Source organism: Acidaminococcus fermentans, from assembly GCF_009696675.1.
In the GTDB taxonomy this organism is placed as follows: domain Bacteria; phylum Bacillota; class Negativicutes; order Acidaminococcales; family Acidaminococcaceae; genus Acidaminococcus.
In genome coordinates, this window is the sequence record NZ_VULN01000011.1 from 1 (window position 1) to 14,037 (window position 14,037).

The window sequence follows — 14,037 nt, forward strand, 5'->3', positions numbered from 1 at the left end:
CACGGCAAACCTCCTGTCCTGTGAGGGAGAATTTCTGTCCGATAATTAATTTCGTACTATCCGTACAGTATACACCGTATGTCCAAAAATTACCCCCTCCGTGTCCAATTTTAGTTTACCACTTCAACAGTAACCTTAAGAAAGATATATCTAAAAAATTTTGGGGGCGTTTTGAGACACTCCTAAAGATTATAGTATTTATTATAAGAGCCAAAGAGCAAATCCCTGATTCTCCCTTACTTATTTACTTATTTTGGGGGCATTTTAGGTTTTATTTGTCCCCATAAATAAGTCTTAAAAAGATTGTTAAAATGATATGATAAAGTATATGGTTCTTTTCATCTGTCTTTTTATTGAGTCAATATAACAACTACTATAGAGTACCAAAGACCACAACTACTATAGAGCAACACCAAAGATAATAATTACCATAGACTCTACTTTAAAGGCTACATCAAAGATAATAACTACCATAGGCTCTACTTTAAAGGCTATACCAAAGATAATTACCAAAGATAATAATTACCATAGACTCTTTACCAAAGGTCTTTTTATCAGGTCTTTCAAGGAATCTCTTATATGGATATCTCTTATATGGATGATGCCTGTTCCAATTAAAAGCCCGGAAACCCGCATGGATACTGGGTGAATTTAATTGGCACACTATAAGGGAGAAGAGGGGGAAAAAAGAACTAGTCTAAGACTATTATAAGATATTACTCCAGTATAAGTATTATATAAAGAAATACTCTATAGAATTCTTTACGTGAGATTTCTAAATAGGGTCTTTCATAAGTCTTTTATAGGTCTCATGTATTGATTTGTATTCTAAAAGAGTGCAATTATTAATCATCATCAATCATCATCATTGCTAAAGGGTCTTTAGTTATTGGTATTCTCGTAATAATGTACATAAGTCCTTTATATGAGGACAACATAAGTGTTATTATTATTATTAATTTCCTCCCTATGTAGTTCCCCTGTAGCTATCCTATGTATATCCCTATTGGGTGCTATGTGGGTATATCTTAAATTTAATGGTCTCTTTGTCTTTAGTTATAAATATTATCCATTGTGTATGTGTTGTTTTCCTCCTTATTATGGCCCCTATAGCGGTATCTTAACTTATTCAGGTACTCCCTATAGGGGCTTTTTTTTTAATCGTTATTTATTATATATGAAGAACTAACCAAAAAGAAAAAGAGAGGACTACTCCTTATTATGTATCTGAAGTAGTCCCCCTATATATATCCCTGTATGATTCTCTCTATATTGCTCTATACAGCTCCTTTATAAGGTAAAGTTTGTAGTGGTCATAATTGGTCATATATGGTATTGAAATCCTTATCATCATAATCTACACCGATAAAGACACCGCCTGTATAGCCCCATATATTCATACTAATTAAATCTTCTAGTACATCTTCTGCATAGCACTTCTTTTCTCTAGCCCTATCATCCTCTATAAGGTCAAGACAAGAATTAAATAGAGTCATATCATCTGTAGGCCAATTTCTTTCTATTTCATCATAAAGACACTCTGTAATATCTATGGAACCATGAGAAGAAATAAGAAAGAATTTCTGTTTGTCTCTAGCATATTTTAAGGCCGCATGGGTACCCCAATAGCCCTTTAAAAGGAGTCTCTGTAATGGTTTATTGCTTATCTGATTCACACAGGATTCAATAAAGATTTTCTCTGCAAAGTTTTTTCCCCCTCTGTTCTCTAACAGGGTCTTTAATTCGGTCTCTGTCTTGATTTCCCCTTTACGTCTGATAATGGTGTTATTCATCATAATAATGATTCCTCCTTCTTAATAAGTTAGCAATATTGCCATTGGTGGTTATCCAAAGGATTATATTTCTCATTCTGTACTTTCATTTCCTTATTGGTATACTCTACATAAATTCTTGTAGTGGATACATCTTCATGCCCTAGTATCTTTTGAAGAGTGAAGAGGTCTCCCCCATTGAGAAGAAAGGTCTTTGCAAAGGTATGTCGCCATGTGTGAGCTGATAGGCGTTTCTCTGGTATCCCTAAGCCCTTTAGGTGTTCTTTCAGGTACTTGAACACCGTATCAATGCCCCCATTGCCTAAGGGAGTCCCATAGTAGGTTATAAGGAGTCTAGGAGTAAAGGCCCCATATTCTTGAAGGACTGTCTCTCTCTCCCTAAGATACCTTTTCAGGATACGCCGCAAGGAGACCCCTAAAGGAATTTCCCTTGATTTATCCCCCTTTCCATGCTGTACCACCAAAAAGCCTTCATGAATGTGAATATCCGTTACCGATAACTTCATTGCCTCTGTCTTTCTCATTCCTGTACTGAAGAGAAGGCACATGAGCATATAATTACGATAGCCAATAAAGGTGTTCTTATCAAAACTTTTCAGAATCTCTAAGACTTCCTGTGTAGAGAAAGTCCTTGCGTGTTTCTTTTGGTATTTAGGTTTCCTGATATGTTTCATGGGATTCTCTGCAATGTATTCCCACTCTGTCAGGAAGTTATAGAATACTTTGAGTACCATATATTTGTCCGCTATGGTCACTCCTGCTAAGTTCCTCTTACGGAGGTATTCAAGGTACTTTAAGACACTGTCAGGAGTCGTTTTATTTATAGTCTCTATATGCTCCTCCTGTGTTAGGAATAACATATAGGGTAATAGGCTCCTCCTGTAGTTGTCTATGGTGCTGACCGCTAAATTACTACTGATACAATGCCGATAGAAAACATTTAAGGACTCTTGTACTGATAATTCCATTTGGTTCTCCTCCCTTTTCGTCTTTCTCATTTTCTCCTCCTGTGTTATATATAAATTTTGTTCACAATTTGTTCACAATCTAGGGACTCATTTAGACCCTTTTTCACAGGTTTTTACAGGATTTTATAGAAGAAATAGGGAAAATTAGCATGGAATACAGATACATAAGAACCCGAATAGATTTTAAATCTTGCGTGTTCCTAAGCACATATAACAAAAAAGACACCCCTTTTGGGATGCCTAATTGTCTACCGTATGTAGAATTTCAAGGGTGACTAAACTCTGAACTACTGATTAATACTAGGTTTACGATTTTCTCGTGTACCTTTAATCTAGTACAGAACTTAACCACTAGAAAAAATGGCGGAGTGGGAGAGATTCGAACTCTCGCGGGGTTTAACCCCCCTAACGATTTAGCAAACCGTCCTCTTCAGCCACTTGAGTACCACTCCGTTTGAATCAGCTGACTTGTTTATAATACACGATTTGCTGGTTTCTGTCAACAGTTTTTTTAGAGGGGATATGGCAGGGCAAATACCCGGCATTTGCCTTCCATCGGCCGCTGACCGCTGACAAGGGGGTGTTGCACGTTATGTGCAACACCCCGGCCTCGTGAGCCGCATAGCGGCTCAGTCTCGGGTCTCGAGCCAAATGAAAAATTTGCAGGCAAATTTTTGAACGTGTAAATCGATACCGTAGGGGCTGCACGCCGGGCAGCCCGCCAAATCATCGATTATCTGTGCATTTTGCGGGGCGCCGGGCCTGCGCCCCCTACGGTTATACACAATAAGAAGAACCTGGTCGAAGGACAGGTTCTATCCAGTAGCCCGCGACCAAAAAAAGGGGTGCTGCTCATGCAGCAACCCCTTTACTTAAACCACTTGTCATAGATCTTCTGATATTCCCCGCTCTTTTTCAGTTCTCCCAGAGCTTTGTTCAGCTTGTCGCTGAGCTCTTTGTTCTTTTTGGCGGTGGCGATGCCGTACATGTCCCCTTTGGTGGGTTCTCCCACCATTTTGGCATATTCGCTGCCCCCCTGTTTCAGGAAGTACTGGAGTACCGGCAGGTCACTGATTACCGCATCGGCTCCCCCGTTCTTCAGTTCCAGGCAGGCGGTATCGGAGGTATCAAAGGTCTTTACCGTAGCCCCTTCGATTTTCCCGGAGGCGTCAGCCCCGGTGGTCCCCAGCTGGACGGCGATGTTCTTCCCTTTCAGGTCCTCCAGGCTCTTGATGGCGTTGTTGTCCTTCCGGACCACGGTGGCCAGACCGGATTCATAGTAAGGATCCGTGAAGTTCACCTTCTGTTTCCGGGCATCGGTGATGCTCATGCCCGCAATGGCCACGTCGATGTTGCCGGCGTCCAGGGCAGGGATCAGGGCATCGAAGCCCATGCCTTTCACCGTGACTTTCTCAAACCCGGCCTTTTTCCCCATGGCCTTGATCAGGTCCAGATCGAACCCGGTCAGCTCTCCGCTCTGTTTGTCCGGGAATTCAAAGGGCGCAAAGGAAGGTTCCGTCCCTACGATCAGTTCCTTCTTCTCCGCCGGCTTGGTTCCGGCAGTCTGGCTGCCTCCGCAGCCCAGGGTTCCCATCAGTGCAGCGAACAGGCAGATCGCAGCTAGAATCTTTTTCATAATTATTCCTCCCTCATTCAGCCCTTTCCGTATTGTATGGCTTTGATTGGGATTAATTATACGACTCTATGTATTATTATGCAACAACTTTTTAATAAAAATACAAAAAACAACTCAGCTGACCTGGTTTTCGCCCCCACACCCGCCTGCTGGAAGGTTCGCTCCTAAGCCTCATGCTCCCCACTACTGCTTCTCTCGCTTTTCGCGGCAGGACTTACTTCTAAGCTGCACCGTGCTCACAATGGCTTTTCATTGCTTACGTGGATCGTTTTGCCTGCAACTGGCATCGACTTGCAACCACAGACCTGAGTTGTTTGTTCTATTATAAAAGCCGGGGAAAACTTTGGCAACCGGAAATTCACAAAGGAGCGGTTTTAGTGTATACTGAAAGCGGATAGAAATCTCAAGCAAAGGTCGAATTCTCATGATCACCATTCCCCAATTCCTGGATTTTCCCACGGATACCGACACCACGGAAATCGTACAGGGGTTCCTGAAACTGCTGGAACTGAAAAGCCACGGGCTCTTTCTCCACAGCCAGCAGGTGGCCAACTATGCGGCTGCCACGGCCATCAAAATGGGGCTGCCTCTCAACGAGGTCGGCTGCATCAAAACGGCGGCCCTGCTCCATGATATCGGGCAGTTGTCCATCCCCAACACCATCCTGGCCAAATATCCCTATTTCAATATCCGGGAACGGGCGGCCTACCGGCGGCACTGTGAAGCCGGGGCCAGCATGGTGGAAAATATCCCGGCCTTTGCCCATATCATGAAGATCATCCTCCACCACCACGAAAACTGGGACGGTAGCGGCTACCCCAAACGGCTGAAGGGAGTCAATATCCCCATCGGCAGCCGGATCATCGCCGTGGCCAATTTCTACGACCGGAAATGCAATCCCTGCACCCGTCAGTGGCAGATCGCCGGCTGCAAAAGCCCCCAGGTGATCCGGGATCTGGCCGGGATCCAGTTCGACCCGGATGTGGTCCAGGCCTTTTTCGCCTCCATTGCCAATCATTAAGAAAGCACAACCGGTCTGCCGGTTTGCCCATAAATCTTTTTGAGGAGTACACACCCATGAAAAACTTTACCGTAAAGACCCAGGGAACCTGTGCCCGCCAGATTGAATTCGGTCTGGAAGACGGCAAGCTCCACAATATCCATTTCCAGGGAGGCTGCCCCGGCAACCTGTCCGCCATCAGCAAACTGCTGGAAGGCGCCGATGCCCGCCATGCGGTGGAACTGCTGAAAGGCAACACCTGCGGGGATAAAGCCACCTCCTGTGCCGATCAGCTGGCCAAAGGTGTGGAAGAAGCGTTGAAGGAAGAATAAGAAAGAAGAGCTGCACACTGGGTGCAGCCCTTTTTTTCATGCCCAATTTATAGTAAAATAGTAATGATACATACTTTTGAGGGGGATTTGTTATGCCAATTGGGGTTTTGATGAATGTGGCTGCGGTGGTACTGGGGGGAATCCTGGGGAATTTCCTGGGGCCGCGGCTTTCGGAGGATTTCAAGGAGAAGCTGACCACAGTGTTCGGCTCCTGTGCCCTTTTGATGGGAGTCATCTCCATTACCTTCATGAAGAATCTGCCGGCGGTGGTGTTTGCGGTGATTGCCGGCACCATTGTGGGCCTGGGGATCCACCTGGGGGACCGGATTGTCAACGGATCCCGGAACCTGGAAAAACTGATCAGCCGGGTGCTGCCCGCTTCCACTGGGGACAGCCTGATTCCCCGGGAAGAATATGAAAGCCGGCTGATCACCATCATTGTGCTGTTCTGCGCCAGCGGCACCGGGATCTACGGCAGCATGGTGTCCGGCATGGCCGGGGATCACAGCATCCTCATCGCCAAATCCATCATGGACCTGCCTACGGCAGCCCTTTTTGCCTGTGAACTGGGGATCATCGTCAGTTTTATCGCCCTGCCCCAGCTGGTGATCTTCCTGTGCCTGTTCGTTCTGGCCAATGCCCTGCTGCCCTTCTGCACTCCGGACATGATCGGAGATTTCAAGGCCTGCGGAGGGACCCTGCTCCTGGCCACCGGGTTCCGGATGCTCCAGCTGAAAGATTTCCCCATAGCCGATATGATCCCGGCCATGGCCCTGGTGATGCCCTTGTCGGCGGTGTGGAGCGGAGTAATCGTACCGCTGTTGTAAGAAAACGGGGCTGTTGCGTATGCAACAGCCCCGTTTTTCACATCCTCAGCATCAATTCTTTTTCCACTACTTTCCCGTCCTGCACATACACCCGGGGCACCCGCTTGCTGATGTTGCAGGTGATTTCGTAGGGAATGGTGCCGGCCAGAGCGGCCAATTCATCCAGGGACTGATGGGTGCCGAACAGTTCCAGTTCGCTGCCCACGTCCACTTTCGGCTTGTCCGTCAGGTCCACCATGCACATATCCATGCAGATCCGTCCCCGCTGGGGAGCCAGGCCCTGTTCCGTCACGAAACCGCACCGGTTGGACAGGCAGCGCATGAACCCGTCGGCGTACCCGATGGGCGCCACCCCCATCCGGGTGGTCCTGTCACAGGTGTAGATGCCTCCGTAGCTGATCCTGGTCCCTTTGGGATAGATCTTGATGGTGCTGATGGTGGTCTTCACCGCCATCACCGGCTTCAGCCCCAGGATCCGGGCGTGTTCTCCATAGCCGTAAAGCAGCAGCCCCGGCCGGACCATGTCCAGATGGGTATCGGGGAACAGGGTGGTGGCTCCGGTATTGGCGCAGTGGCGGAGTTTGAATTTCTTTCCGGTCCGTTTTTCCACTTCGTCGCAGACATTTTTGAACAGTTGGAACTGGTGCCGGGTATAGGCCAGGGCCTCTTCTCCCGGTTCATCAGCCACAGCGAAATGGGTGAAGATCCCTTCCGGCTCCAGCCCGGACAGACTGCAGGCGTGGATGATTCCCTCCACCCCGTGTTCGAAATAATCTCCCTCGCAGATGTACCCCAGCCGGGACATGCCCGTATCCACCTTCACATGGATCTTCAGGGTTCCCCCGTACTTCACGGCTTCTTCACTGTATTCCAGGGCCTTGGCTTCACAGGTCACCGCCTGGGTGATGTTGAAGCAGATCAGCCGGTCCACCTGTTCCCGGGGGGTATGGCCCAGGATCAGGATGGGCATGGTGATGCCGTTGAACCGGAGTTCCATGGCTTCGTCGATGCTGCTCACCGCCAGATAGTTGGCGCCCAGGGACTGGAGCAGTTTCCCCACCTGGACGGCTCCGTGGCCGTAGGCATCCGCCTTCACCACTCCCAGGAATTTCACCTTGGGTCCGATGTGTTCCCGGATTTTATGATAGTTGTAGGCCAGGGCGTCCAGATCGATTTCCGCCCAGGTACGGCGCAGCGTAGATTTCATGTTCATATCCCCTTTGCAGAAGGCCACGGCTCAAGGCAGGCCCATTTCTCTGCTTTATGATACCACATTTTTTCGGCCAGGGCACGGTTTACTGGCCGAAGCTCTTTTCCAGGGCTTTCCACTGGTACCGGGGATTCACTCCCAACACCGCATGGACCAGGGTCCCCTGGGGATTTTCCTGGAGTTGTCCGTTCTTGTCCACGGTGATCCGCCGGTCCTCCACGGCGAACTGTTCCGGAGCCAGCTGATAGAGCACCGGGAAAATAGCCGGCAGCACCGCCGCATTCTCTTCCCCGGTTTTGGCATGGGCAGCCTGGTTGGCCCGGATCAGATCCAGGAATTCCGGCCAGGTACCCTGCCGGGACAGATTCTGGAGCTCTTCTTCTTCAATGTACTGGGTACCGGTGAGTTCCACCGGGAACAGGGTAATGTCCAATCCGCTTTCCATTACGATTTTCACCGCTTTGGGGTCCCAGGCGAAGTTGGCTTCCCCCAGGGTTTCCGGATCCGGAGCCGCCAATTGGCCTCCCAGGATGTACACCTGGTCGATCCGGCTTTTGATGTCCGGATCCTGGACCAGGACTGCCAGGGTGGACAGAGGGCCGGTGGCCACATAGGTGATGTGCCGGTGCTGTTTCAGTTTTTCCCGGGCTTCTTCCAGGCTGCCGGGCTGAACCAGTTTCCGGCCGTTTTTTTCGTTTTTATCCCGGAAGGTATCCGAAAGGCCCAAAAGACCATCCTTCCCGTTGAATCCGGGTTCCCGGTATCTGGGCTTTTTCCCCTTCCAGGGACGGTCCGCCCCGTGGTATACCGGCAGATCCAGTTCCAGATCCCCCAGGACCAGCACCAGGTTGCTGCTGGTCTGCTTTTCCGGGGCATTGCCATAGGTAGCCAGAACCAGATCCGGTACCACCTGCCTTTGCTTCATCAGAAACAGGGCCAGGGCATCATCGCTGCCCGGATCGCTGTCAAAGACCAGGGACGGGGCTCCTGCCGTTTCTCCTGCCGCAGCTCCGGAAATCCCGGGGATGCTGAAGGTACAGGCACATATCAGGCCTGCCACCAGCAAAGCCAGTTTTTTCTGTATGTTCACCAAGGTACCAAACCTCCCATTGTCAAAAATAACCATGGAATAGTATAGTACGGAAGAAGAAAGGTGGCAAGGGAAAGCGGATATGGTATAATCGGGGAAGACGACAATCATGAAGGAGAGATGCACTATGGAACCCAATCCGCAGGAAAATCCCGAAACAGCGGAAAACAGCCAGGCGTCCCCGGATACAGCGGCGGACGCTTCGGAAGAAAAAAAGACGGAACAGACGGAAGCTCAGGCTTCCCAGGAGGCAGCCGCCCCAAACCTGCCGGCGGAAGATGAGGCAGAAGAGGCGGAAACCCGGCCCATGGACGAAGAAGAAGAGAAACCCCTGGCCCGGGCGGACCGGTCCCTGATGTATTTTTTCTGGCCTCTGGTGGTGCTGATTCTGTACGTGCCGGCAGGGCTGATCTGGCTCTGCTTCCGGTTCATGTACTATAAATCCCAGCTGCTGCTCCTTACCAATAAACGGCTGGTGCTGTTCAAAGGAGCATTCAAGAAGAAGCAGTATATGATTCCCCTGGACATGGCCGCCCAGATGACCATGGAACAGGGATTCCTGGGCCGGAAAGCCGGCTACGGCACCCTGGTCATCGGAAAAGGCAAAGAAGCGATCCGGTACGATTACGTCCGGGATCCGGAGAAGTTCATAAAGAAGTGCAAAGAGGCTGTGAATTGATTCACAGCCTCAGCCGCGGCCCCAAAAAGGGGACTGTTGCACATGCAACAGTCCCCTTTTTGTCATTCCAGCTCAAACGCTCCCGTGTACAGCTGCCAGTACATCCCCTTCTGGGCCAGCAGCTGTTCATGGGTTCCCTGCTCCCGGATCCTGCCGTGATCCAGCACCAGGATCTGATCAGCGTTCCGGACGGTGGACAGCCGGTGGGCGATGACGAATACGGTCCGCCCTTCCATCAGGGCATCCATCCCCTGCTGGACAATCTGTTCGGTCCGGGTGTCGATGCTGGAGGTGGCTTCGTCCAAAATCATCACCGGAGGATCCGCCACCGCCGCCCGGGCAATGGCCAGCAGCTGGCACTGGCCCTGGCTGAGCCCGGCACCGGCCCCTTTCAGCACTGTAGCATACCCCTGGGGCAGGTGCCGGATAAAGTCGTCCGCTCCGGCCCTTTTGGCCGCCGCCACACATTCCTCATCGGTGGCGTCCAGCCGTCCGTACCGGATGTTTTCCAGCACCGTGGCGGTAAACAGCACCGTATCCTGGAGCACCATGCCCAGGGACCGGCGGAGAGCCCCTTTCCGGATCTGTTCCAGAGGGATCCCGTCATAGGTGATGGACCCGGAAGCAATGTCGTAGAACCGGGTGAGCAGGTTGGTGATGGTGGTCTTCCCGGCGCCGGTGGCCCCTACCAGGGCGATTTTCTGGCCGGGCAGGGCATCGATGGAAATATCCTGGAGGATGGGTTTACCCTTTTCATACCCGAAATCCACATGGCGGAAATGGACCTCTCCCTGGAGAGGCTGCAGTTCTTCCTTTCCCGCTTTTCCCGGCAGCACCCAGGCCCAGTGCCGGACCCCAGTGCCTTCTTCCAGAGGCCGCAGTTCCACGGTCCCGCTGTCCTGTTCCGATTTTTCGTCCAAAAGCCCGAAGATCCGTTCCGCCCCGGCCATGCCCATGACCATGGCGTTGATCTGGGGGGAGATCATCTGGATGTTGGTGGCAAACTGCCGGCTCATGCCCAAAAAGGGCACCATCACCGCCAGGCTGAAGGGCAGCCCGGAAAGGGACAGGTTGGGCACCTGTTTTTCCAGGAACAGGCCTCCGCAGGCCGCCACGATGATGTAGATCAGATAGCTTACATTGTTCAATATGGGCATCAGGGTGTTGGAATACTGGTTGGCTTTGCAGGAAGCATCAAAAAGAGCCTGGTTCACCCGGTCGAACTCCGCCCGGGCTGCCCTCTCATGGTTGAACACCTTGATCACCTTGCCCCCGTTGATGCTTTCTTCCATGAAGCCTTCACAGTCCGCCAGGGTGTGCTGCTGCTCCATGAAATACCGGGCACTCCGGCCCCCCACTTTCCGGGTAATGACCACGGACCAGAGGGAGCCTCCCACCACCACAAGGCTCATCCACAGGCTGTAATACAGCATAATGGCCAAAAGCACCGTCAGCGTCACAGCGGTGACGCATAACTGGGGAAAAGACTGGGAAATCATCTGCCGGAGGGCTTCCACGTCGTTGGTGTAATAGCTCATGATGTCCCCCCGCTGGTGCCGGTCGAAATACCCCAGAGGCAGGGTTTCCATATGGGTGAACAGCTTTTCCCGGAATTTGGCCAGACTCCCCTGGTTGAATACCGCCAGCAGCTGGTTGTAGGTTACATTGGCCAGAAGGCTCACCAGGTACAGCAGGGCCAGGATCCGCACATAGCCGTAGATTTCCGGCTGGACCGCCGCCCAGGGCAGCTGCTGGTTCCAGGCCCTTTCCAGCACGGCCACCACCTTCTGCATGAAGATCCCGGGCAGGGACAGGATTCCCGCATTGATGAAGATCAGCACCAGGATCCCGGGCAGCAGCCGGGGATAGAACCCCCACAGGGGCCGGAAGAACCGCCAGGCTTTTTTCCAGCTGAAGATGTTTTTCTTCTCAGCCATGGAGCGTCCCCTCCTTTTCCCTTTCTTTTTCCAGCAGATTCTGGGACCGGGCCATTTCCTGGTAGATGTCATCGGTCCGGAGCAGCTCTCCATGGGTACCCATACCGTGGATCCGTCCCTTGTCCAGCACCAGGATCCGGTCCGCCCGTTCCACGGAAGACAGCCGCTGGGCGATGATGAAGGTGGTGGTGCCGGGAAGGGCCGTGGCCAGGGCGTCCCAGATGGCCCGGTCCGTCCGGGTGTCCACTGCCGACGTGCTGTCGTCCAGGATCAGGATCCTGGGCCGTTTCAACAGGGCCCGGGCAATGCACAGCCGCTGTTTCTGGCCTCCGGACAGGTTGGTGCCCCCCTGTTCGATCCAGGTGTCATATCCTTTGGGCAGCCTCCGGATGAATTCGTCCGCACAGGCCCACCGGCAGGCTTCTTCCAGTTGGGCCTGGGTGGCATGGGGATTTCCCCAGCGCAGGTTGTCCGCCACCGTACCGGAAAACAGCAGGTTTTTCTGGAGCACCATGGCCACGTTTTCCCGGAGGGTTTCCAAGTCGTACCGGCGCACGTCCACCCCGCCCACCTGGACAGAGCCGGCAGTCACATCATAGAGCCGGGGAATCAGCTGGACCAGGGAGGATTTGCCGCTGCCGGTGCCTCCCACGATTCCCACCACTTCCCCGCTCCGAACGGACAGGGTAATGTCCTGGAGCACCGGTTCCCCGGTACTCCCTTCATATTGAAAAGAGACCCCCTGGAAATCCACAGAGCCGTCCCGGACGGTTTTCACCGGATCAGCCGGGGAAGTGAGGGTACTGGCTTCTTCCAGCACTTCCCGGACCCGCTGGACCGATTCTTCCGTAAAGGTAAGCATCACCATGATCATGGACAGCATCATGAGGGATCCCAGGATCTGGAAGCTGTAGGTGAGCAGGGTGGAAAACTGGCCAATGTCCAGCAGCCGGCCCCGGGTGGTGACGATGAGCCGGGAGCCCTGGGTCAAAAGGAAAATCATGACCCCGTAAATGCAGATCTGCATGAGCGGGTTGTTCAGGGCCACGTACCGTTCCCCTTTGGTGAAGATGGCCTGGACCTTCCGTGCGGTTTCATCGAATTTGGCGATTTCCGTTTTTTCCCGGACAAAGGATTTTACCACCCGGATGCCCTTGATGTTTTCCTCCACCTTGTAGTTCAGGGCATCGTACTGAGGGAAGCCTTTCCGGAAAAGGCCCACGGACAGCACGGCAATTTTATACAGTCCATAGCCCAGAATGGGGATCACCACCAGAAAGCACAGGGCCATCCGTCCCCCCATGTACCAGGCCATGAAGAAGGAGGCCAGCAGGTTGAAGGGGGCCCGGAAGGCGGTGCGCACCAGCATCATGAAGGCCATCTGGATATTCTGGATGTCCGTGGTGAGGCGGGTCACCAGGGAGGCGGAGGAGAACCGGTCCATATTCCCGAAGGAAAATTCCTGGATCTGATAGAACACGTCCTGGCGGAGATTCTTGGCAAAACCGCAGGAAGCCCGGGCGCAAGTGATTCCGGCCACATAGCCGCAGGCTAGGGCGCACAGAGCCATGAGGAGCAGGATCCCCGCATAGTGGAGGATCCGGTCCAGTCCGCAGCCTGCCTTCACCTCATTGACCAGCAGAGCGATTTCATAGGGGATCAGGGCCTCGAACACCACTTCCCCCATGACGGTAATGGGAGTCAGCAGAGCATCTTTTTTGAATTCCCGGAGGGACCGGAGCATCATCAGCCAGGAACCCTGGCGGGAAACCCCTGCCCCTGATTTTCGGTTGTTGTTTTCCATAGCACATCCCCTGTTTCCGTTAGTATGAACTATCTTATAGCTTACCATAAAAAAGGAGCTGCTGCACGGGCAACAGCTCCTTTATCAATTCCCACTGGCCAGGGCCAGCGCATAAACCTTTTTCACTCCTCCCTGCTTCAGGGTCCGGGCGGCTTCTTCCAAGGTGCTGCCGGTGGTGCAGATGTCGTCGCAGAGCAGCACGATATCCGGCAGATTTTCCTGCCGGACCAGGGTGAAGCATCCTTTGATGTTCTTTTTCCGTTCTTCCGGGGTCAGGCCGTACTGGGGCCGGGTGCTCCGGTTCCGGATCAGCAGGGTCTCCCACCGGTACCCTTCCTGCCGGCACCAGGGCCGGAAGATTTCTTCCGGCAGGTCGTATCCCCGTTTTTTCCGCCGCCGGGGATCCGTGGGGATGCCGGTGGCACACAGGGTCACTTCCGGAGGCAGGTCCCAGGAGAATTTCCCCTCCTGGCGGATCCCCCGGGCCCATTCTTCCCCCAGCCGGGGCAGCAGGTCCTCCCGCCCCTGAAATTTGGCCTGCTGGAGGGTTTTCTGGATGGCCCCGGCGTAATCCAACAGGAAGAACATCCCGTCCACATGGGGACAGTCCAGACTCCCGGGATGGAAAGAACGGGGATGCCACACCCCTTCCCGGCACCGGCCGCACAGGACCCCCGGTTCCCGGACCTCCTCCCCGCAGCCGGGACAGCAGTGGGGATAGAACAGGGACTGGAGCAGGGCAAGGATGGATGAGAACATGG

The 14,037-nt window shown here is 52.6% G+C and carries 12 protein-coding genes and 1 tRNA gene; 4 read left to right on the top strand and 9 right to left on the bottom strand.

Annotated elements, in window-relative coordinates; genetic code table 11:
- Window positions 1-1,313 precede the first annotated feature (1,313 nt).
- The 4 genes from FX155_RS08110 to FX155_RS08125 form a co-directional block, all read right to left on the bottom strand.
- Window positions 1,314-1,796, bottom strand: a complete 483-nt coding sequence (locus FX155_RS08110; RefSeq protein ID WP_154488381.1) for a hypothetical protein — start codon at window positions 1,794-1,796, stop codon at window positions 1,314-1,316.
- A 26-nt stretch (window positions 1,797-1,822) separates the two neighbouring features.
- A complete protein-coding gene (locus FX155_RS08115; protein WP_154488382.1) occupies window positions 1,823-2,791 on the bottom strand; it encodes a tyrosine-type recombinase/integrase in 969 nt (322 codons plus the stop codon).
- A gap of 331 nt (window positions 2,792-3,122) precedes the next feature.
- A tRNA-Ser gene (locus tag FX155_RS08120) sits at window positions 3,123-3,213 on the bottom strand.
- A 416-nt stretch (window positions 3,214-3,629) separates the two neighbouring features.
- Window positions 3,630-4,397 carry a basic amino acid ABC transporter substrate-binding protein gene (locus FX155_RS08125; protein ID WP_154488383.1) on the bottom strand — a complete coding sequence of 256 codons (768 nt, stop codon included), beginning with the start codon at window positions 4,395-4,397 and terminating at the stop codon, window positions 3,630-3,632.
- A gap of 424 nt (window positions 4,398-4,821) precedes the next feature.
- On the opposite strand from FX155_RS08125, the gene FX155_RS08130 reads away from it, so the two are divergent.
- The 3 genes from FX155_RS08130 (at window position 4,822) to FX155_RS08140 (ending at window position 6,556) form a co-directional block, all read left to right on the top strand.
- Entirely contained in the window at window positions 4,822-5,418 is a 597-nt protein-coding gene (locus FX155_RS08130) for an HD-GYP domain-containing protein (RefSeq protein WP_022487092.1), read from the top strand.
- Between the two features lie 56 nt (window positions 5,419-5,474).
- Window positions 5,475-5,729, top strand: a complete 255-nt coding sequence (locus FX155_RS08135) for a TIGR03905 family TSCPD domain-containing protein (RefSeq protein WP_022487093.1) — start codon at window positions 5,475-5,477, stop codon at window positions 5,727-5,729.
- A gap of 92 nt (window positions 5,730-5,821) precedes the next feature.
- Window positions 5,822-6,556 (top strand): DUF554 domain-containing protein, encoded by a 735-nt coding sequence (locus tag FX155_RS08140; RefSeq protein ID WP_022487094.1) that lies wholly within the window; start codon window positions 5,822-5,824, stop codon window positions 6,554-6,556.
- Between the two features lie 37 nt (window positions 6,557-6,593).
- Here FX155_RS08140 and alr read toward each other — a convergent pair whose 3' ends face one another.
- Together alr and FX155_RS08150 are read right to left on the bottom strand one after the other, a co-directional pair.
- Entirely contained in the window at window positions 6,594-7,763 is a 1,170-nt protein-coding gene (gene alr, locus FX155_RS08145) for an alanine racemase (protein WP_154488384.1), read from the bottom strand.
- Window positions 7,764-7,851: 88 nt separating this feature from the next.
- The gene (locus FX155_RS08150) at window positions 7,852-8,856 is read right to left on the bottom strand and encodes a nucleoside hydrolase (protein ID WP_195839640.1); all 1,005 of its coding nucleotides are present in this window, start codon (window positions 8,854-8,856) and stop codon (window positions 7,852-7,854) included.
- 127 nt (window positions 8,857-8,983) lie between these two features.
- Here FX155_RS08150 and FX155_RS08155 point away from each other — a divergent pair, with 127 nt between their 5' ends.
- A complete protein-coding gene (locus FX155_RS08155; RefSeq protein ID WP_022487097.1) occupies window positions 8,984-9,535 on the top strand; it encodes a PH domain-containing protein in 552 nt (183 codons plus the stop codon).
- A 62-nt stretch (window positions 9,536-9,597) separates the two neighbouring features.
- Here FX155_RS08155 and FX155_RS08160 read toward each other — a convergent pair whose 3' ends face one another.
- From FX155_RS08160 to FX155_RS08170, 3 genes are all read right to left on the bottom strand, one after another.
- Window positions 9,598-11,472: an ABC transporter ATP-binding protein gene (locus FX155_RS08160; protein WP_154488387.1), complete on the bottom strand. Its 1,875-nt coding sequence runs from the start codon at window positions 11,470-11,472 to the stop codon at window positions 9,598-9,600.
- Complete coding sequence (locus FX155_RS08165; protein ID WP_229778496.1) at window positions 11,465-13,276, bottom strand: ABC transporter ATP-binding protein; 1,812 nt, start codon at window positions 13,274-13,276, stop codon at window positions 11,465-11,467. The genes FX155_RS08160 and FX155_RS08165 overlap by 8 nt, the downstream gene beginning before the upstream one ends.
- Window positions 13,277-13,360: 84 nt before the next feature.
- The gene (locus FX155_RS08170; protein ID WP_022487100.1) at window positions 13,361-14,035 is read right to left on the bottom strand and encodes a ComF family protein; all 675 of its coding nucleotides are present in this window, start codon (window positions 14,033-14,035) and stop codon (window positions 13,361-13,363) included.
- Window positions 14,036-14,037 lie beyond the last annotated feature (2 nt).